Source organism: Neolewinella persica DSM 23188, assembly GCF_000373105.1.
Classification (GTDB): Bacteria; Bacteroidota; Bacteroidia; order Chitinophagales; family Saprospiraceae; genus Neolewinella; species Neolewinella persica.
In genome coordinates, this window is sequence record NZ_KB890431.1 from 84,086 (window position 1) to 103,883 (window position 19,798).

Annotated in this window: 16 protein-coding genes; 12 read left to right on the top strand and 4 right to left on the bottom strand. The window is 52.0% G+C overall.

Going from position 1 to position 19,798, the window contains the following annotated elements; translation table 11 throughout:
• The first annotated feature begins 149 nt into the window (after positions 1-149).
• Positions 150-1,241, top strand: a complete 1,092-nt coding sequence (locus tag B036_RS0112845) for an endonuclease/exonuclease/phosphatase family protein (protein ID WP_020569128.1) — start codon at positions 150-152, stop codon at positions 1,239-1,241.
• Positions 1,242-1,313: 72 nt separating this feature from the next.
• On the opposite strand, the gene B036_RS0112850 is transcribed toward B036_RS0112845, so the two are convergent.
• Positions 1,314-2,729: a Gfo/Idh/MocA family protein gene (locus tag B036_RS0112850; RefSeq protein WP_020569129.1), complete on the bottom strand. Its 1,416-nt coding sequence runs from the start codon at positions 2,727-2,729 to the stop codon at positions 1,314-1,316.
• 163 nt (positions 2,730-2,892) lie between these two features.
• Here B036_RS0112850 and B036_RS29210 point away from each other — a divergent pair, with 163 nt between their 5' ends.
• The 7 genes from B036_RS29210 (at position 2,893) to B036_RS0112885 (ending at position 9,024) form a co-directional block, all read left to right on the top strand.
• Positions 2,893-3,261, top strand: coding sequence for an ArsR/SmtB family transcription factor (locus B036_RS29210; protein ID WP_020569130.1), 369 nt, complete (start codon positions 2,893-2,895; stop codon positions 3,259-3,261).
• A 420-nt stretch (positions 3,262-3,681) separates the two neighbouring features.
• Positions 3,682-4,236, top strand: coding sequence for an RNA polymerase sigma factor (locus tag B036_RS0112860; RefSeq protein ID WP_044102630.1), 555 nt, complete (start codon positions 3,682-3,684; stop codon positions 4,234-4,236).
• Positions 4,237-4,406: 170 nt separating this feature from the next.
• Positions 4,407-5,075 (top strand): ClpP family protease, encoded by a 669-nt coding sequence (locus B036_RS0112865; protein ID WP_020569132.1) that lies wholly within the window; start codon positions 4,407-4,409, stop codon positions 5,073-5,075.
• Between the two features lie 290 nt (positions 5,076-5,365).
• On the top strand, positions 5,366-5,695 hold the full coding sequence (locus B036_RS29215) for a YciI family protein (protein WP_020569133.1): 330 nt from the start codon (positions 5,366-5,368) through the stop codon (positions 5,693-5,695).
• Between the two features lie 62 nt (positions 5,696-5,757).
• Positions 5,758-6,105, top strand: a complete 348-nt coding sequence (locus tag B036_RS0112875) for a YciI family protein (protein WP_020569134.1) — start codon at positions 5,758-5,760, stop codon at positions 6,103-6,105.
• 128 nt (positions 6,106-6,233) lie between these two features.
• Entirely contained in the window at positions 6,234-7,478 is a 1,245-nt protein-coding gene (locus B036_RS0112880; protein ID WP_020569135.1) for an RNA polymerase sigma factor, read from the top strand.
• 241 nt (positions 7,479-7,719) lie between these two features.
• Positions 7,720-9,024, top strand: a complete 1,305-nt coding sequence (locus tag B036_RS0112885) for an NAD(P)/FAD-dependent oxidoreductase (RefSeq protein WP_020569136.1) — start codon at positions 7,720-7,722, stop codon at positions 9,022-9,024.
• Positions 9,025-9,291: 267 nt separating this feature from the next.
• Here the strand turns inward: B036_RS0112885 and B036_RS0112890 are convergent, their stop codons facing one another.
• A complete protein-coding gene (locus tag B036_RS0112890) occupies positions 9,292-10,032 on the bottom strand; it encodes a SpoIIAA family protein (RefSeq protein WP_020569137.1) in 741 nt (246 codons plus the stop codon).
• 275 nt (positions 10,033-10,307) lie between these two features.
• Here B036_RS0112890 and B036_RS29220 point away from each other — a divergent pair, with 275 nt between their 5' ends.
• Both B036_RS29220 and B036_RS0112900 read left to right on the top strand, forming a co-directional pair.
• Positions 10,308-11,111, top strand: coding sequence for a 3'-5' exonuclease (locus B036_RS29220; protein ID WP_020569138.1), 804 nt, complete (start codon positions 10,308-10,310; stop codon positions 11,109-11,111).
• Between the two features lie 31 nt (positions 11,112-11,142).
• Positions 11,143-11,958: a site-2 protease family protein gene (locus tag B036_RS0112900; protein WP_026231944.1), complete on the top strand. Its 816-nt coding sequence runs from the start codon at positions 11,143-11,145 to the stop codon at positions 11,956-11,958.
• 255 nt (positions 11,959-12,213) lie between these two features.
• On the opposite strand, the gene B036_RS0112905 is transcribed toward B036_RS0112900, so the two are convergent.
• Positions 12,214-14,784 (bottom strand): transglycosylase domain-containing protein, encoded by a 2,571-nt coding sequence (locus tag B036_RS0112905; RefSeq protein WP_020569140.1) that lies wholly within the window; start codon positions 14,782-14,784, stop codon positions 12,214-12,216.
• A gap of 572 nt (positions 14,785-15,356) precedes the next feature.
• Between B036_RS0112905 and B036_RS0112910 the strand changes: the two genes are divergently transcribed.
• Together B036_RS0112910 and B036_RS0112915 are read left to right on the top strand one after the other, a co-directional pair.
• Positions 15,357-16,307, top strand: a complete 951-nt coding sequence (locus B036_RS0112910; RefSeq protein WP_020569141.1) for an NYN domain-containing protein — start codon at positions 15,357-15,359, stop codon at positions 16,305-16,307.
• A 217-nt stretch (positions 16,308-16,524) separates the two neighbouring features.
• Complete coding sequence (locus B036_RS0112915; RefSeq protein WP_020569142.1) at positions 16,525-17,199, top strand: uroporphyrinogen-III synthase; 675 nt, start codon at positions 16,525-16,527, stop codon at positions 17,197-17,199.
• Between the two features lie 236 nt (positions 17,200-17,435).
• Here the strand turns inward: B036_RS0112915 and B036_RS0112920 are convergent, their stop codons facing one another.
• Positions 17,436-19,514 (bottom strand): T9SS type A sorting domain-containing protein, encoded by a 2,079-nt coding sequence (locus B036_RS0112920; protein ID WP_020569143.1) that lies wholly within the window; start codon positions 19,512-19,514, stop codon positions 17,436-17,438.
• Positions 19,515-19,798 lie beyond the last annotated feature (284 nt).

Genomic DNA, 19,798 nt, shown 5'->3' on the forward strand with positions numbered 1-19,798 from the left:
GCGTTTATGTGCCTATTGCTCCTTCGGTATGGCCTTTATATTGGCAGCTGAATACTAAACCTTGTCCATTGAGTCCTGACCTTGCCCCTGAAACCTGAATACTAAGTACTAAATCCTGATCCCTGAATCCTGATTACTACCTTCGCCCTATGCGCAAAATATTCAAATTCACAGGTTGGCTGGTTGCCATATTCCTACTCTATATTGCCAGTTTTCTGCTATTCGGAACCTTTACGGACTGGCAGCCAGAGGGTACGACTTTGCTTTCTCCAAGTGCAGGCCAGGTAGCGCCGGAGCCCGTAATCCAGGATTCCATCATTAGCCTGTTGAGTTGGAATGTTGGTTACGGAGGTATTGGGGATAAGGATTTTTTCTTCTACAACCAATCGGCAGGCTTTTGGTGGACGAAGCCTGGAACGGTGCGTATGTCAGAAGAACGTGTCAACTCAAACGTTATCGGGCAGGAGATCACCCTGAAAGCTAACCCGGCGGACTTATACCTGTTGCAAGAGGTTGATACGGCTGCGCAGCGTAGTCATTACACCAACCAACTGGCAACGGCCCGCTCCGCCCGGCCCGACCACGCGGCGTACTTTGCGGCAAATTTCAAAAGTAAGCGGGTACCGCTGCCCATTCTCCAACCCTGGGATCATTATGGTTACGTTGTTGGCGGTCTGGTTAACCTTTCACGTCATCAGCCCATCGCTGCTGAGCGCATCCAATTACCGGGAGAATATGCCTGGCCAACTAAGCTTTTCCAATTGGACCGGTGCGCACTTCGGCAAGCCTTCTCGGTCGAAGGCGGTAAGGAGCTGGTGGTGTACAATATTCACCTGTCTGCCTACGATAAGAAAGGTGATATCCGTCGGCAGCAAATGGAGAAATTGCGAGAAATGGTTCTGGCAGACTACGAAGCCGGTAATTATGCCATCGTTGGTGGTGACTGGAACCAAATGCCTCCCGGCTTTAATTGGTTTAGTATGAACCCAACGGTTAAAGCCGTGCAACTTCCGCTCGCCATCGATCACGACTTCATGCCTCCGGGGTGGAAATATGCCTATGATCCCGGTACGCCAACTGTGCGTGACAGTGCTTACCCCTACGAGAATAAAACCCAGGTAAAAGTCATCGACTTTTACCTGCTCAGCCCTAACCTCCGCATTAAAAATGTAAAGGGCCTGGGTCAATCGTTTCGGTACAGTGACCACCAGCCAGTTTATGTGGAGGTGGAGTTGTTGTAGTCGGTTAGTTCATAGTTCAATAGCAGGCTACTTGCCTGACACTAATGAACTATAGAACTACCGACTACTAAACTAAAATTTCCGCTTCTTCTGGTTCTTGACAAAGTAGTTCATCTCCGGTACGTTGGTTACTTCCATTTTCGCGCCGTCCCATTCCAGCTTCGTCCGGCCGGGTACGATGTAAGCGTCCTTGTCTTTTCCATTGGCATCGGGGAACCGGTAAGTGTAACCGCGCACTGCGAGGTTACCCATCAGCACAGTTTCGGTCAAGGGGCCGGCCTTGCCGAAGTGGCTGCTGGGCTGGTAATTTTCCTTGATACCGTTGATCCAATCCATGCCGTGGCTGGTAGTTACCCGAGCCAGGGTTTCCGGCACATTGATATTGTCCATCAGTTTTGAGGGGATGATGCGTGGGTTGGCTCCGTAAACGTCGGCGACCAAAGTACCCCGTGTTCCTTCCATGATGAAACCGTTACCGCTGCCGTCGCCGAGTTTATCGTCGTCGTTCATGCCGTCGGGGCGACTGGGGAGGATGCCACCATCAGTCCAAATGAGTTCCACTGGAGGCTTATTTCCCCGGGCAGGGAACTGGATGTGGATTTTGCTGGAGGGCGGGCAGCTCTCCGGGTTGTAGTCGGGGCTCCAGTTGCGACTGAAAACCTGGCCGACGCTTGCCTCTGCCGAGGTAGGGTAGCCTAGCTCAAGGATGTAGAAGGGAGTGTCCATGATGTGGCAGCCCATATCGCCAAGGGCGCCGGTGCCGAAATCCCAGTAGCCTCGCCAGGCGAAGGGGTGGTAGGCCTCGTGGTGGTCGCGCATGCTGGCACCGCCGAGCCATAGGTTCCAGTCAAAATAATCGGGGATTGGCGTACTGCCTTTGGGCGCTCCACCGCCCTGCGGCCAAACCGGGCGGTTGGTGAATGCCCGGACGGTATGGACGTCGCCAAGGAGACCAGCTTCGTAGATCTCCTGAGTTTTGCGGATGCCCTCGCCGCTGGCACCCTGGTTACCCATTTGGGTGATGAGCTTCGGATTAGCTTTTGCCGCTTCACTAAGTAGGCGAACTTCCTCAATGCTGTGTGCCAGTGGTTTTTCGATGTACACGTGCTTGCCCAGGGCCATGCAGGCCAGGCCAGTGATGGCGTGGGTGTGGTCCGGGGTGGAGATGACGACCGCGTCGATGTCGCCAGATATTTCGTCGAGCATCTTCCGGTAATCACGGTAGTATTTTGCTTTTGGGTAGGACTTGCGGGCGTCCTCGGCCATTTTGTCGTCGACGTCACAAAGACCGACAATGTTCTGGCTGTCTACTGCCCGAATACCACCTCGGCCCTTGCCTCCTGCACCGATAGCGGCAATGTTGACAATGTCGCTGGGGGCTGTGTATCCCTTACCGCCAAGGACGTGGCGGGGCACAATCATGAAGCCGGCAGCGGCAGTGGAGGCGGTTTTGAGGAATTTCCGTCTGGTGGGGTGAAGTTTTGGCATGAATCTGTTTTTAAGTTAGGGTTAAGGTAAATAAGATTTTACTTGTTTGGGCGGGGACGCGGGTGCAGAGGCAAATTAAGGAGCAGGGAATGGAAGCTGTACGCTTAATTAAAAAACAAATTGTTATATTTTAATCGTATGTTTATCGGATAGATAACAAAAAATGGCACGAAGTAAATCTTTATTGTTTGGTTTTGAGGAGCAACTTATTGCGAACTTTTCTCATGCGCTTAGCCATCCGGCCAGGGTGGTCATTCTCAGGAAATTAATTAGTAGGAAGGTATGTTCCTATCTTGAACTTATCGCTGAAGTCCCCCTTGCAGAAAGTACCATCGAACAACATTTTCGATTATTGGAACGGACTGGATTGATGGTGAAGGCCATGAATGGGAAAGAAACTGGTTATAGCTTGGACCGGGAAGTATACCTTTTGAGCCTTGCGGCAATGCGGGAGCAGTTTAGGACGGATCGGGTTAAACATCGGCGGGTGTTGATTATTGAGGATGAGGTTGGACCACTAGTACTTCCGTAGAAGTACGGGTGGAGCGTTGCCCGCACCTCCAGCCTGCTAAAAAGTACTTCCGTAGAAGTACGGGTTGAGTATTGCCCGCACCTCCAGCCTGCTAAAAAGTACTTCCGTAGAAGTACGGGTTGAGCGTTGCCCGCACTTCCAGTCTGCTAAAATGTACTTCCGTAGAAGTACGGGTGGAGCGTTGCCCGCACCTCCAGCCTGCTAAAATGTACTTCCGTAGAAGTACGGGTTGAGTATTGCCCGCACCTCCAGCCTGCTAAAATGTACTTCCGTAGAAGTACGGGTTGAGCGTTGCCCGCACCTCCAGCCTGCTAAAATGTACTTCCGTAGAAGTACGGGTTAGATGTTTATCCCCGAAATTCACCCCTCCCCCGTAACCTTTCCCCCACAACCGTTACTCTATAGCAGAAACCTCCACAAATGCCCTCCCAACCCCAACAAAACGCCTTCCTAAAATGGTACGCCCCCATTCACGATAGCTTCATCCGCTATTGTGACGCTCGTTGTATGGGGATCGACGATCCGGAGGATATGGTCCAGGAGGCCATTCTGTCCACCTTGGAACAATGGGACGCACTGTCGGAGAAAGACAGGTTACTCGCCTACATGATTGGCATTGTCAATAACCGACTCCGTAACCGACTCCGCTCCAAAGCGGTGCATCGGCGATTCGTCGAGGCACGTAAGCGAACCCTCGACCAACGATTACCCGCCCGCCCGGAGGCCGCCTTAGACCTCCACTTCCTCCTTCGGGCAATGGACGAGCTGCCGCCAACGCAGCGCGAAGCGCTGCTCCTCCAGGCTGTAAGCGGCTTCAGTATTCAGGAGATCGCCAAAGTGCAACAAATAACCCCGGGAGCGGTGAAAACCCGGATCAGCCGTGCCCGCAAGCAATTGAAAGAATTACTGGCCGAAGATGGAAATCCGCTCAGCTTACGACAACGCCTCCACATCTACACCTCCATCCTGCTATGAACGAACAGTAACCGGATAAAAAACTGGCCTTACTGTCATCGCTTCCCCCAACGATATCGCTCGATACCGTTGCTGGATGGGTACGCACCGGAAGGCCGAAACCACGTTTTTACCCTTTAGTATGGCTAACCCAAGTTGGTTGGCGAGTACCTAACTAACTTCAATGTTTTATGGACGATTTTCTTCGCTACGCCCAGCTTGACCACGGCGTAACCCCCACCGCTATGCATACTACCCTGGGAAGTTTACGATCCAGTATTTCTCCTACGGTGATCGAGGAGCGACAACTCAACGTAGCACAACTTGACGTTTTCAGCCGATTGATGATGGACCGGATCATTTACCTCGGTGTAGCCATCAACGACCACGTCGCCAACGTCATCCAGGCCCAGTTGCTTTACCTGAACAGCGTGGACCCCAAGCGGGACATCACCCTTTTTATCAACTCCCCCGGAGGTTCCGTCACCGCCGGCCTGGGCATCTACGATACGATGCAGCACATCTCGCCCCGAGTGATTACCACCTGTACCAGCATGGCCGCGAGTATGTCGGCGGTCCTCCTTTGTGCCGGCGCTCCGAAGACCCGCAGCATCCTTCCGCATGGCAGGGTCATGATCCACCAGCCAAGTGGGGGTATGCAGGGGCAATTCTCGGACATGCAGATCACTTACGACCTGTTTCGCGAATTGAAAACCGACCTCTACACCATCATGAGCAAGCACAGCGGAAACCCCATGGAAGACATTGAGCGTGACGCAGATCGGGACAACTGGATGCGGGCGGAAGAGGCACTTGCTTATGGCTTTGTCGATGAAATATTACGGAGCGAAAAAGTGTAGAGTTTGAGGTTGAAAACAATATTTGCGCAGAAGGCGGTAGCCGTCACGAGCGCAGCGAGATCCAAGTGTACGGCAGAACTACCAGACCATCTACTACTGAACTACAAGACTATTTAGGGCGCGGCCGCAGGTGCATTGAACGGTTTAAGGAACAGGGGAGGAGAAATAATCTTTTTCTTTCACCTTGTCCCCTTCCTTAAGTTTAGCTCCGTCATGATAGTGAAACCACCATTCTTCACTAGAGCTTGCGGGCAAAAAATACATTCTTGCAAGCCTGTCAACCGATTACAATGAAAAAATTCATCGCCCTTTATTACAACAGTGGAGGCCAGCAGGCGGCACCACCTACCATGACCGAAGCCGAGCAAGCAGCCATGCTAGCACCTTGGAAAGTGTGGAACGCGAAATATGGCGACCAGATCGTCGACCTTGGAGCACCACTTACACCTGCCTCCGCCAGCCACGATGGGGATTCCTGGAGCGGCTCCGCAAATACGGTAAGTGGCTTCTCCATCGTCCGTGCCGATAGCCTGGAGGCTGCCCGGGAAATGTTTGTCGGTCACCCCATCTACAACTATCCAGGCCAGTCCATCGAAATTAGCGAGTTCGGCCCCATGTAAACCCGATATTAGCAGAGCAATAGTCCTGCTGCCGCTGTTTAACAAAACCACAATTATCTGATATGAAAAAGTTTATGCTCGTATTCCTCGGAGCTGATTACGCCACTATGGGGCTATCCCCCGACGAAATGCAACAACGGATGGGCAAATGGTTTGCCTGGAACCAGAAAATGCAAGATGCAGGCCAGGTGGAAACCGGCCATGCCCTGGATTCTACCAAAGTACGCCAGGTCTCCGGCCCGGCCAGAACGGTCACCGATCGTGCCGGATCAGAAGTTAAAGAGTTGATTGGCGGCTACTACGTTGTCAAAGCTGCCGATTTCGATGCCGCCGAAGTTATTGCCGCCGACTTCCCCGATTACGATCTCGGCGGAACGGTAGAAATCCGCGAAGTCATGGTATTCAATTAATACTTGAATAACCACCCTACATCCGATGCCTCTTTTCAAACGAGCGCAAGCCCAGTTCAAGAAGGGCATCGGATGTTTAAACAACAAACTATCTTTACGGGTAAACCACACCGACCCCACTCCAGTCCATGGCAGAGGAAAACCCAATGATCGACTACCTCTTTCGGCACCAACACGGCAGGATGGTAGCCATCCTTTGCCGAATTTTCGGACTGGAACACCTGGAAACAATTGAAGACGCCGTTCAGGATACTTTCATCAAGGCAATAGGAGCATGGCGGAACGAATTACCCGACAACCCTGAAGCCTGGCTCACCACAGCCGCCAAGAATCGGCTTATCGACCTTTTTAGGTCGATAAAGTCAGCGCGGGAACGCCACGAAAATCTGACTGTCACGGCAGCGATCGCGGTCGATCAACTTTTCCTCGACGACGAGATAGCCGACAGCCAACTACGCATGATTTTTACCGCTTGTCACCCCGCGCTGGATCCACGTGACCAGATCGCTTTTGCCCTTAAGGCAATTGGTGGCTTTTCCCGTAAAGAGATCGCGGCAGCCCTGTTGCTAAAAGAGGAAACCATCAAAAAGCGGATAACCCGTGCGCGAAAGGCCGTGGCCGATAAAATTATACGTTTCGAAATACCGCAAGGTGAGCAACTCCGGATTCGGACGATCCGGGTGCTTGAAGTGATCTACCTGCTGTTCAACGAAGGATTTCATTCTGCACAGAAGGACCTTGCCGTAAGGAAAGAACTTTGCGGGGAGGCCCTACGACTTAGTAAAATGCTCATCGATAATCCGCTGACTTGCAATGCGGACGTCCAGGCACTATTCGCCCTGATGTGTTTTCATTCGGCCCGATTAGACAGCAAGATCAACGAATCCAATGAAATTCTGGACCTTCGGACGCAGGACCGAAGTAAGTGGTATTTCCCCCTGGTGGTGGCCGGTAACGATATGATGAACCTTGCCACGGCTAGCGGGGAATACTCCGTTTACCATTATGAGGCAGCAATCGCTTGTGAGCATCTTCGCGCCCAAACTTTTGAAGAAACCAACTGGAAGGACATCCTTAAGTGGTACCAGAAGCTGGAGGCGCTTAACCCTTCTCCGTTTAACTTGCTCAATATGGCAGTGGTAAACCTGCAGCAAGCAGATTTTTCAGCCGCCCAGGATGTCTTACAGCAACTCGAGGAAGATCAACTGGGACAGCGGAAATACCTCTACCACGGCTGCTGGGCAGAATATTACAAGAGAACAGGAGATGCTGCGCAGGCCATCCACCAGTACGACGTAGCTATAAGTATGGTACCTAACGATCTGGAGAAAGAATACCTGCTGAAAAAGCGGGAACGGGTGAAGGCCGACTGATTTATAACGGATATTTGTCCATTATTCGAAGCCCTTGAGGGACCACGAGGTCACACATTGTTCCTCCAACTTCCCTTGCACCTGCGACCGCGCCTAAAAAGCGAGAAAAAGGAGAACTTTACTCCAGCTAAAACCTTAACAATAGACGAGGTTTTGATGCCCCTCACTTTCTTTAGTGTAGAACTTATTGCCCTCAGTGCCTTAGTGGTTATTTATCCTTTTCTCCCTTTCCCCTTTATTTATGGATCCAACTACAAAAATAAACATCCCCGAATCCACCAGAGAACGTATCGTAATCATTGGTGGCGGATTTGGCGGGTTGCAGCTGGCCCGCAAACTGACCCGAAAGGATCTGTACCAGGTAGTGTTGATCGATAAGAACAATTACCACCAATTCCAGCCGCTGTTTTACCAGGTGGCGATGGCTGGTTTGGAGCCAAGTAGCATCGTCTTTCCTTTCCGTAAGCTGTTTCAGGGCAAGAAGAATATTTTTATCAGGGTAACGGAGGTCACCAGTATTGACCCGATTAAAAAGACACTGCAAACGCCCCTGGGTTTCTGTAATTACGACCACGTAATCATCGCTACAGGCGCTGATACCAATTTTTTCGGAAACGAGAACATCGCTAAGTATGCCCTACCGATGAAGTCCGTTTCGGAGGCACTTTATCTGCGGAATAACATCCTTGATGATTACGAAGATGCCCTCACTACACCAGATTATGACCCCCGTCAGGAACTTGTCGATATCGTTATTGTCGGCGGTGGTCCCACGGGAGTAGAGCTGGCCGGCTCCCTGGCTGAAATGAAAAAACACATCCTGCCCAAGGATTATCCGGAACTGAACATCGAGGAGGAAGTTGATATTTACCTCGTGCAATCCGGCGGAGAATTGCTTAAAGGCTTTAGCGCCGAAAGCAGCGAGAAAGCACTGAAGTATCTTGAAGACATGGGTGTTAAAGTGCTCCTGAACAGCCGGGTCACAGACTTTGATGGGAACCTCGTCCACTTCAATGATGGGCGTTCCATTCCAACCCAAAAGGTTATCTGGGCAGCCGGTATTAAAGGAATGCCGGTCGATGGATTACCCGAAACCTCGGTCACTTACGGTAATCGCCTGGCTGTAGATCGATTCGGCAGGGTAAAGGACACGGAAAATATCTACGCGGTAGGCGACGTCGCCTATATGGAGGAACCTAATTGGCCCAAAGGCCATCCGCAAGTCGCGCAGGTAGCAATGCAGATGGGCAGTAACCTGGCCAGGAATTTTACCAACCGCATCAAGGGAAAAGAGGAAGTGCTTTTTACTTACAATGACAAGGGAAGCATGGCCACCGTTGGTCGGGCCCGCGCCGTGGTTGATGTGCCCAAACCCAAATTTCAGTTTGGTGGCTTTTTTGCCTGGCTGCTATGGCTGCTTGTCCACCTGTTTGCCATTCTCGGGACCCGAAACAAGGTGTTTGTTTTCATCAATTGGGTGGTAAACTACATCAATTATAACCAGAGCCTGAGACTGATCATCAAACCTAAAATTAAGGAATTGTAGCACTTTACTTTAGATATGGTGATTAGTCGCACAGACAGCCTATTGGCTTTGATAGCTTACTTGATTTATAACGCTCCCGCAGCGCCCTGTTCACTTCGTTCGTATCGCCTGCGAGCGTAGCGAGCGCTCCCTTACGGTAGCCCAATCGCATATCAAATATTACCATCAAATATCGCATATTCTACAAGAGAAGCGAGCTGAAATAGGCGGCAGGCTGCCTTCTACCCTCTACCAAGCGCTGTACTTCGTGCTCGGAATTACTCATGTTTAGCCGAGCCAAGAAATCGCCCGCTTCCGCTCAGAAGTCCCAAAAGCAGACAGCTCCAGCCCGGGTGTCAACAGATCACTGAGGCGAACGGTAGTCTTTAACCAGCTTTGATCACCGATGATGGCCATCCGTTCCACATTTTTATACTGTTTTACCGAGGTTTTAAGGTCTTCCATCAGGGCCTGGCCGGAGAAGCCGGGGGAGGTGATGATTTCCAACATGATTCGCGCTTTTCCGTATTTATCGGCCTGTTCCTCGATCAGGGTATTGATCCGGTCGTAGTCAGCGGTATTCATTTTGCCAACGATGGCGAGGCCGAGCAGGCGGGTGTCGCCCAGGTCTATTTCTTTTAACGACTCTGCTACTTCCGGTGCGGGATCGAGTTTAAGCCAGGCGTGCGCCAACTCGCCTTCGCTAAGAGCGAATGTCTTAATCTCCATTCGGGGAGTGAGCCAATCCACACTACCCGTAAGGGAGGCCAGCCAGCCGTGATCGGTCAGGATGGCATACTTCTCTATCTTATCCCACAACTCTTTCTTCGTTTTTAGGGTCTTCCAAAAGGTCTGGAAACTCTGGAAACCGCCAATATTTTTAATGTTGCCGAGCAGGCGAAGTCTACCGTGTGTGATCACTTTAGCTTCTACAGCGATGAGCAGTTTGCGGATACCTTCGTCATCTACCTCACCGTCGAGGGTGAAACCGAGAAGATTAGGCTGGGAGAGCGGGAAAACGGAGATCATAACTTTGTTGGTCTGTAGTAATAAGAAATGGTCGAATGAATGACCAGTATTATAACAACACAACGTAAAATTAAAGGTCGGGGTTGGCGCTCGTTAATCGACCAATCAACTATTTCTTTGGACGGATAATTGAATAAGAGAAGGGTAGATGGAAGAAATGGCTGCCGCAGTTGCTATTCCTGGCGCTGCGCTTGTTCGCCTTTGAAAAACGTACCTTACGGCCCAACATACCAATAGTCTGATCGTCAATAGACCAATAGACCAAAACACTACACATGCTACCCCTAACTAACGACATCGTATTCTTTGACCTCGAAGCTACCGGACTCAACATCGTTCAGGATCGCATCGTCCAGGTAGGCTTTGTTAAGCTATTTGCTGACGGTCGACCCGCCGAAGAACTGGAGATGAAAATCAATCCAACCGTACCGGTTAGTGCGGAGGCTGCCGCCATCCATGGCATGACCAACGAAGACCTGAAGGATGAACCCGTCTTCGCCGAGGTTGCGCAGCAACTCTACGATTTTATTGGAGACGCCGACCTGGGGGGCTACAATTCTAATCGCTACGATGTGCCGCTGCTGCAGGAGGAATTCTACCGCGCCGGCATCTACCTCGATACGGCAAATCGTCGATTGATCGACGCCCAGCAGATCTTCTACCGCATGGAGCCCCGTACCCTTAGCGCAGCCCTGAAGTTCTACGCCGGTAAAACAATGGAAAATGCCCACGATGCGCTTGCTGACGTCCGCGCTACCGTCGATATCTTCCAGGGCCAATTGGATAAATACAAAGACGCTGAGTACACCGACGACGATGGCAACACTTCAACACCATTCTCCAACATGGACACGGTTGCCGCCTTCTGTCAGGATGATCGCTTCCTTGATGCCACCCGCCGCCTGAAAAAAGCCCCCGACGGCACCCCGCAGTTCAACTTCGGGAAGTACTCCGGCCAGGCGGTTGCCGACGTTTTCGCCAAAGACCCCAGCTACCTTAAGTGGATACTTTCCAAGGACTTCAGCACGGAGGTTAAGGCCTTGGTTAAGGCCATTGATGATCAGCGGAGGAGAGGCTAGGAGCTAGAAAATCATACAAAATCCTACTAAAGTGCTCACTCTATTCTATTGGCTGATCGTCCTGAATGCCCTCCACATTTCCGTTATCTACGCTGTTGCGCGCATGCTGAAATTAAGGGTCGATAAGGTCCAACTCGGCTATGCGCCCGGCTTTTACTTATTTCGCAGCCACATAGGTCAGACCGAAGTGTTGATCGGTTGGCTACCATTGCACGGTAGTGTTGGCATTGCTGGCTTATTGGAGGAAGAAGAGCACCAGGCGCTCCCTGAAGAATTGTCCAGCAGACCACTGCCGCAACGGTTCCTCATCAGCTTTGCGGGCCCGCTCAGCTTAACGGTAGTCGGATTACTTTGTTGGGCCTTTGTTGAACCGTTTAATCCCGGACCTTTAGTTGTTTTTACTGGCCTTGTACTGACAGTCCTGGCGAGTACCTTCCTATTGGAGCGAATGTCCAGCCGTGCTGCCAGACTGGGCGCGTTACTCTACTGGCTGGTATTACTGGTCTATGCTGCAGTATTCTATTGTTCAGCCATGGTAGTGAACAGTATGTTCCCTCTCTTCCCTGTCGTGAACGAACTCTTCCTTGGCGACTTGCTCGCTTATTCCTTTCCTGGAGAACGCAGCATTCGGGATTCCTGGGTGATGGGAGGAATATTGAGTATGATGCTAAGCGCTTTGGCGCTCCTACCATTCGGGGGAGCGAATGGACAATACATAGTGGGGGCAGTTTACCGGACACTTGCCGGGCGGCTACTTCCGAATCGACTAGCAGATAGGATTGCGTTATGGGGCTTTTTCGCAATTTTGGCTTCCCTCGGCATCATCATCTTTCGGCTGCTGTTTTAAGATTAGAAGTTCAATATTTACTTTAATCTGCAGAACGTACAGGCCCGTCCCGTCCTGCTCCCTTGCTAAAAAAACACTAATGCTTGGGTCTCCCTTCTCCACCGGAGAGGGGCCGGGGGTGAGTTTACGAGCGTAGGGAGCATTCCTGTGCGGCAGCCAATCAAGAATCGAGAATCACCCATCGAGAATTCTACGAGCGCAGCGAGCACCCCACTGCGGCAGCCAAATCGCTTATCCCTTATCAACTGCCTAGCCCTAAAAATCCGGATCATTATTAATCTTCCCACCCCCAAACGGATCATTCGGTAAGAGGAGAGAGTCCCGTGCTTCCAGCACGTCGTCATTGTCTCCGCTGGAGTAGGCTTCGCAGTCGAGCTCGATGCCAAGGTCGCCCCGCGGGCGATAAAAGGCGCGCTCGGTATTCCAGGCGATCTTCTCGTCTTTTTGTGCCGCAATGGTGAATTGGCGGAAGAAAGGCTTGGCCATGTGCGAGCCACTGCCGAGGCCTAAATTGCGAAAACGCTGCCAGCGATCATCGCCGCCTACCCAGGTGCCGACCACGAGTTCTGGCGTCAGACCCATGTACCAGCCGTCGGTTTGGTCGTTGGTCGTACCGGTTTTACCGCCGATGGGCCCTTTGACACCACCAAGGGCACCAACCGAAGCTTGTTGCAGCATCCGGACCATAACGAAGTTAGCAGCTGGGCTGATCGCCCGGCGTTCCTCCGGAACGTACTCATAGATAATCCGCCCGGTACGGTCCGCTATCTTGGTCAGGAAAACCGGCCGGTTGAAGATGCCGTTGTTGCCAAAGGTCGTGTAAGCGCCCGTCATTTGTCGTACCGTCAGGTCAACGGAGCCAAGAGCAATGGACGGAGCATCCGGCACCTCATCCTTTGGAATACCCATATTGGCTGCCAGCGTGCGGACGGGCTCGGTAGAGCCCAGTTCCTGCATCAGGTAAGCGGATACGGTGTTGACGGAGTTCTTCAGGCCGTGGTAGAGGTTCATGAAGTTACCACTATAGTTATCGTTAGCATTTCTTGGCGTCCAGGGTTCCTGAAGGTAGAAACTGCCATCTCCCGGAGAAATGGTGACGGGAGCGTCCAGCACTTCAAAACATGGACTAATGCCCCGAAGATCAACGGAAGTAGCGTACACCAAAGGCTTGAAGGTCGAGCCTACCTGGCGCTTGGTCGTCACGTGGTCAAACTGGAACCATTTGAAGGCAGCGCCTCCAATCCAGGTACGAACGTAGCCCGTCGTCGGTTCTACGGACATGCTGCCGATCTGAAGGATCATCTTATGGTACCGAACTGAATCGAGCGGCGTCATGGTCGTATCCGTTTCCAGTTTAGCCCGGTCGTAGGTAAATACGCGCATTTTTACCGGCTTGCTGAAGTCTTCTTTGACCCTTGCCTGAAGCTTTTCCCACGCAGTACGTAACTGGCCGAAGGAGGCCAGTTTCATGACTTTACGGTGTTCGCTGGCCAGGGCGTTGCTGACCAGCTTTCGGCGCTGGAGGTCCAGGAAAACGCCACCGTCTTTTTCCTCCCGTATCATCCGATCAATTTCCCTGTCGTCGGTGTGGAAGGTAAGGTCACTCTTTTCGTTCACCTTCTCAATGGCCGGAACGAGCAGCGCCGAGCGCAGCTTCTGGTACCGGTCTGAACGACGAATATCCCGCTGCAGGCTTTCTTCCCGGTACTCTAAACTGGTCTCCGTCTTGCTGACGGGGCTGGTGTAGGTCCAGGGATCTTCGTTGCGCCAGTGGCGGAAGTATTCTTTCTGGAGATCCCGCATATGAATGATTGCCTGTTCCTCGGCGTGTCGCTGCATGTGCGGGTTGATGGTCGTGTAAAAGGTAAGGCCGTCCCGGTCAATATTGTATCGTTCTCCGTTGGTTTTCAGGTAGCGGTCCTGACTAAGGATTTTCTTGGCTTCTTCCTTCAGTACCATCCTAAAGTAAGGGGCCGGGCCGTCGTCATGTTTCTGGACACTGAAGTTAATACCCAGCGGCATCTCCTTTAAACGATTATATTCTGCTTCGGAAATTTTGCCGTAGCGCTTCATTTGAAATAGTACCACATTGCGTCGGTTTTTGACACCCTCCGGGTTCCGTAGCGGGTTATACAACGAACTGTTTTTGAGCATCCCTACCAACATGGCGGCTTCCTGCACTTCAAGTTCGGCAGGCTGCTTACCGTTAAAATAGTTTTCGCTGGCGGCCCGGATCCCCTGCGCACCATTGATAAAGTCATACCGGTTGAGGTACATCGCAATAATCTCTTGTTTAGTGTACTTGCGTTCTAATTGTACGGCGATAATCCACTCCTGAAGTTTCTGAAAAAGACGCTTAACAATATTTTTACTGCCTTCTCCTCCTTCCGTAAACAAGAGCTTCGCCAATTGCTGGGTAATCGTGGAGGCACCGCCACGCGACTTCTGCCCCATGATGCCAGTTTTGATAACGGCTGCTGCAAGCCCCCGGTAATCAATTCCGCTGTGCTCGTAGTAGCGAATATCTTCAGTGGAAACCAGGGCAGGTTCAATGTGTGGCCCCAGGTCCTTAAAGTCGATCATCACCCGGTTCTCCAGGTAGTAGCGACCTAGGACGGATCCGTCGGAAGCAAGGATGCGACTGGCTTCGTTGTTCCTGGGGTTCTCCAGCTCGACGACCGATGGCAGGTCCGTAAAGCTGAGCCCGATGAAGAACAGGATAAACAGGATGGGGGACAGGAAGACCAGCCGCCACAACCATACAATGGTTTTACGGTGACCTTCATTATTGATATCTCCCAGAAAAAACGCTTTGATCCTAGACATGAACGTAAGGTTATTACTTTAAGCTATGCTTCATTGGGTCATCGACCCGTTGGCTAACGAAGCAGGTGCTAAGGTCGGTATAAATTGGGGATTGGTGGAGAATGAATGAGTAAGTGCGCCGATTTTTGCGGTATTTGTAGGCAAATTGAAGATATACGTGGATGCAGACCCGGTGGGTCGTCCTGCTTAGCGAGGGGTCAGCGCCGATCCGTAGGGTCAAGCGCAGCCCCTCGTTTTCGTTGGCGTTAGGCATTCAGCGGCGCGGTCGCAGGTGCAAGGAGATGTACAAAAGAGCAAACAAACGCGACCACGTGCAAAATCGCTGCGCTCCCTTGCCCGATTCGGACCAGAAGGTCCTCGTCCCCGGAACCCGGGCATGAATGGTGCTAGCTTTGCTCCTTTATCCCATTTCCTTGCACCTGCGGCCGCGCCTTAATAGTCTGGTAGTTCAGTAGTCGGGTAGTCTAGTAGTAGACCATAAACTACTAGACTACTGAACTACCAGACTATATACTACCTTTGCCCCCGATTCCACATAGGGTCAATATTTATAATACGAATAGCCATATAATATGAGTAATCGCCTGACCAAAATCGGCGTCTTTTACGACGGTAATTATTTTCTCCACGTTTCCAACTATTACAACTACGACCATCCACGCCGAGCCCGCCTGAGCATCGCTGGCCTCCACCGCTTCATCGAAGCGCGTATGGGACAAGACGAAGGGCGGCCCGGAATGGCCAAAATCGTGGACAGCCACTACTTCCGCGGCCGGCTGAATGCGACAGAAGCGCAGCAACGCGGATCGGTACTCTACTATGATCGGGTCTTTGACGACATCCTGATGAGCAGCGGCGTAACCACCCACTACAGCCCCCTGCGCAGTGGTTCCAACGGTCGGAGAGGAGAAAAGGGCATCGATGTCTGGTTTGCCCTCGAAGCCTATGAATCAGCCATGCTCCGCAAGCTGGACGTAGTGGTGCTGATCGCCTCCGATGGTGACTACGTACCCCTGGCGCGCAAGCTTCACTCCCTCGGTACCAAAGTAGTGGTGCTGGCCTGGGATTTTGAATTTACGACCGACAACGGTTCGCAAATGATCACCCGAACCAGCCAGGACCTGCTCGAAGAAGCCAGCCATCCCATCATGATGAACCGCATCATCGATGAACCCCGGACCGCCGGAGAAAAAGCACTGGTCGACGACCTGTTTGTGATGGGAAGCTCCGATAAGAAAACATTGGAGAAAAAGGCCGCCGCAAAGCAAGCTAAAGCGAAGGTGGAACTGGAAGCACCGACCGAAGGAGAAGTTGGAGACCGTATGGAAAGTGAGGTCTTCAGCCTGAAAAACGGCTACGGCTTCATCAAGTATCCGCCCAATAACCTCTTCTTTCATCATACAACGGTGGAAAACGTCGACTTTGCTGAGTTGTACGTCGATGACCACGTAGCCTTCACCCTGACGCATAATGATCGGGGGCAGCTAGTTGCGGTGGACGTTAAGCTGCTAGAAGAAGAGTAGACGAGAAGTTGCAAAGATCGCTCGTCGGCCGAGAGGCGACGTAGGAGCTGGCTCGTCCGCCGAGAGATCGGCCCGTAACTTTCTCTCGTCCGACGAGTCAGTTCGTTCCTCCCGCCTCGGCGGACGAGCGAAGGCTACGCTCTTGGACCTTGCGATTGTCCTTTGGAGATAGGCGAGAAGTCGCTTTTTTGATGGTTTTGTATAATACCTTCGTGCAGTGCGAACAATCTTTATATCACGTAACCTCAACAAGGAGAGCCCGCTGAGGAAGTGGGCTGAAGCATCCGGGTGGAGGGTGGTTGGCCGTTCGCTGATCAGCTTTGCACCGCTGGACTTTTCGCCGCCCGGCCCGGAGGAAACGGACTGGTGGTTCTTTTATAGTCCGCGAGCAGTCGAATTTTCTGCGGATCACCTGGTAAGCAAACCGAAGCAGCAAAGTAAAAGCGTAAAACTGGGAGTACTCGGGGCGGGGACCGCCCGGGCATTGCGCGGGTATTCCGGACAATTTGAACCTGATTTTGTTGGGGAGGGGAGCCCTGCGGAAGTTGCAGTTGCTTTCGGCAAAATTGCTGCCGGGCAGCGGGTGTTCTTTCCCCGTGCCCGACAGTCGCGTTTATCAGTGCAGTCCATGCTTCAAGACGTTATTACGGTACAAGAAGCCATTTGTTATGACAACGTAGCGGTGCCCGCGGAAGAACCAATTGCTGCCGATGTCTATGTTTTCACCAGCCCGCTCAACGTAGCTGCTTATCTGGATCACCAGAAACTGAAGGCCGGCGCCCGTATCATTGCCATTGGGCCCAGTACGGGGGAAGCATTAGCAGAATACGGCGTGAAATATGAAATGACCGAACAGCCAGGGGAAGCATGGGTGGTGGCGATGTTGTTGTAACCGCTGAAGACTGAACCAAATGATTTTTCGCGCGGAGTTTAGGAGGAAAGGAGAAAGAAGGAGAAGAGGAAGTGCTAAATAATTTACAAAACATCACGGTAGCTGATGAAGCCAGGAGGGCCTTCATAATTGTTAACTACACGCTTAATATTATCCTTCTTTCTCCTTTTCTTCGCGCGAGAATACGGCCAAGCGTGCTTGTCCATACTCCTCTCCACGCGCGAATGTCCCAGGAACTACCGAACTACCACCCGCCCGGTATGCATCACCTGCCCATCCGTCATCCGAACCAGGTAAATGCCAGCAGGAACAGCCGATAGATCGAGGTTCATACGCTCCGAAGCGACCATTACTGATTGACCAACGATCTGCTGGCCCGTAGCCGAGTATACTTCTACCAGCGCTTCGCCACGCAGCGAAGCTGGAAGCGCTACACTAGCAAGGCCCGTCGTTGGATTCGGGAAAATCTTTAGCGGCTTCGCCGCTAAAACCACCTTTTCTACACCTACTGGCGTGGCTTCAAGGTCGATCAGGGCAATACCCGAGGTCTCCATCGCGAACAATTCGCTGGTGCCCGGGCGGCGCATCAGCTTCAGTGCTCTGCCGCACCCGAGACTGGTCACCAGCTCCCATTCGGTAGCCATAGCGTTGGTGGACTGGTAAATGCTGCCGCGTTCATGAACGTAGATCGTGTCGCCGGTGATGCTGGTGGTCATCGCATCGCCTCGTTTCCAGAAGTCCGGCGCTTCGTTCCAGGTAGCACCACCGTCGGTGGTCGCAAAGCTGGGGAAACTGAGCAGGAAACCATGTTGGTCGTCGGTGAACACCATATCGCTGGGACTGCTCTCCAGGTCGCCATTGACCGTAGGCGCATTCCAGGTAACGCCACCGTCCAGGGTGACCATTAGGGTCTTGCGGCCGTACCCAAACCCTTTTAGCTCGTTAAGAAAGTAAACGTCGTGGATGGCAGAACGGTCAATGTCGTTAACGTAAAGTACCGTGCCGTCTGCCGTCACCCGCCCGAAAGAATTTTGGTCCAGGAGGAAAAAGTCGTCGCCAATAGGCTTAAGGATACCACCGTTAAAAGTTCTTAGCTCATTCCCGGTAGGAAGTTCGGTGAAGGTGACCCCGCCGTCGTTACTCACCGTCAGGCCGGAATACTGTGTGAGGAGAAATATTTGTTCTGCACTCCGGACGACCAGCTGTTCGGGGTCGCCCTGGAGGTCCGGCGTGCTGACGTATGCCCAGTTGCGCCCACCGTCGTCGGAGCGATAAACAAGGTTATCGCGGGTGACGATGAAGCCCGTCTTCCCGTCCGGAGAGAAGTCCAGTGCCTGAAAGTCGGGGTGCACTTCTCCCAGCAGGTAATCGTAAACGCCCGTTGCGTAATCAAATTTGTGCAAGCTGTTGTCGTCACCTAAGGCCAATACGCTGTTCGGAATAAGCTTGTAGTGGTTGGCGGACCATAATCGTGGCGAGGTAGAGATACGCTCCCAGGTAAGCCCGCCATCAGCAGATGTTACGTGGATCCCTAAAAAGGTGATGTAGTGGAGCACATCGTCAGCATCTTGCCACAGGGCATTGTGGACGGTGTATTGAAAAATCCGCTCGTTGTGTATTGTCCAGGTGACGCCCTTGTCCGTACTACGCCACAGTTTGGTGTATCGGTCTACGGCCAGCAGGTTACCGTCGTTCGTGACGGTAATCAGGCTGGCACTTTGATCCAGGCTATCGCCTTGTACAAAGGTTTGCCCGCCGTCGGTCGTGAGATAATAATATTTGTCGGTAAAGTAACCGTATTCGTTTTCGGACAATACCGCCAGGCCGCTTTCGAGGTCAGTTCCCGAAGCCGCGTAAGACCAGGTACGGCCGCCATCGGTAGACTTTCCGATTTTATCGAGCCTGGTGGAATAAGCCAAAATGAGGCCAGGGAACGGGTGGTCTACCCTCGTGAACCGAGAGGTGCCAGTAATCATCTCCCAGTTATTTCCCCCGTCAAAACTGGCCATGATTTCAGGGAAGTTGCCGCTCATGAAGACGGTTTCACAATTGGTGCCGGGCAGACAACTGACATACCTTACGCTACTGATGTCAAAGTCTTCGGAGACGTCGGTCCAGGTTTCTCCCCCGTCGCTGGTTTTGAGAAATATGTTGCAGACGCCAACCGCCCAGCCGTTGCCACCCGCAGCAATGTCGGCGTCATCAATATTGGTGTAAAAATCAGGGCCAAAGGTCTGTGTAACTCTTTGGGCGCTGGCGCAGGTGCAAAGTAAGAGGACAAAGGAGCAGAGAAGGAGGAGAAAGCGTTGGTTCATTTGGAGTGAATTAAGGTTTAGGAGCAAGGGAGCGTTTTAGTTGTTTATGGGACAAATTTCCGCCAACAACTCTTGCCAGTCACTACCCGATCGGGTAGTACTGGGTAGGTTCCCGTTTAATCGCTTTGTTAAGTAGGTTATGGTCGCCACAAAAAGTAACTGAAGACCTACTCTAAGACAAATGGACTATTGCTTCGGAATTTTAGTCAATTTTGCTTGCCTCCTTACTCCGCGCGAGAACCTTGTCGTGTATCACCTAGTGGACTGTTGTTGTAATCTTTCCT

What these genes read in the sequence shown, in the direction of transcription:
- B036_RS0112845 (WP_020569128.1), top strand. Translation starts at nt 150, where the DNA reads ATGCGCAAAATATTCAAATTCACAGGTTGGCTGGTTGCCATATTCCTA.
- B036_RS0112905 (WP_020569140.1), bottom strand. Translation starts at nt 14,784, where the DNA reads ATGTCTAGGATCAAAGCGTTTTTTCTGGGAGATATCAATAATGAAGGT.
- B036_RS0112865 (WP_020569132.1), top strand. Translation starts at nt 4,407, where the DNA reads ATGGACGATTTTCTTCGCTACGCCCAGCTTGACCACGGCGTAACCCCC.
- B036_RS0112920 (WP_020569143.1), bottom strand. Translation starts at nt 19,514, where the DNA reads ATGAACCAACGCTTTCTCCTCCTTCTCTGCTCCTTTGTCCTCTTACTT.
- B036_RS29210 (WP_020569130.1), top strand. Translation starts at nt 2,893, where the DNA reads ATGGCACGAAGTAAATCTTTATTGTTTGGTTTTGAGGAGCAACTTATT.
- B036_RS0112860 (WP_044102630.1), top strand. Translation starts at nt 3,682, where the DNA reads ATGCCCTCCCAACCCCAACAAAACGCCTTCCTAAAATGGTACGCCCCC.
- B036_RS0112880 (WP_020569135.1), top strand. Translation starts at nt 6,234, where the DNA reads ATGGCAGAGGAAAACCCAATGATCGACTACCTCTTTCGGCACCAACAC.
- B036_RS0112885 (WP_020569136.1), top strand. Translation starts at nt 7,720, where the DNA reads ATGGATCCAACTACAAAAATAAACATCCCCGAATCCACCAGAGAACGT.
- B036_RS29220 (WP_020569138.1), top strand. Translation starts at nt 10,308, where the DNA reads ATGCTACCCCTAACTAACGACATCGTATTCTTTGACCTCGAAGCTACC.
- B036_RS29215 (WP_020569133.1), top strand. Translation starts at nt 5,366, where the DNA reads ATGAAAAAATTCATCGCCCTTTATTACAACAGTGGAGGCCAGCAGGCG.
- B036_RS0112910 (WP_020569141.1), top strand. Translation starts at nt 15,357, where the DNA reads ATGAGTAATCGCCTGACCAAAATCGGCGTCTTTTACGACGGTAATTAT.
- B036_RS0112850 (WP_020569129.1), bottom strand. Translation starts at nt 2,729, where the DNA reads ATGCCAAAACTTCACCCCACCAGACGGAAATTCCTCAAAACCGCCTCC.
- B036_RS0112890 (WP_020569137.1), bottom strand. Translation starts at nt 10,032, where the DNA reads ATGATCTCCGTTTTCCCGCTCTCCCAGCCTAATCTTCTCGGTTTCACC.
- B036_RS0112875 (WP_020569134.1), top strand. Translation starts at nt 5,758, where the DNA reads ATGAAAAAGTTTATGCTCGTATTCCTCGGAGCTGATTACGCCACTATG.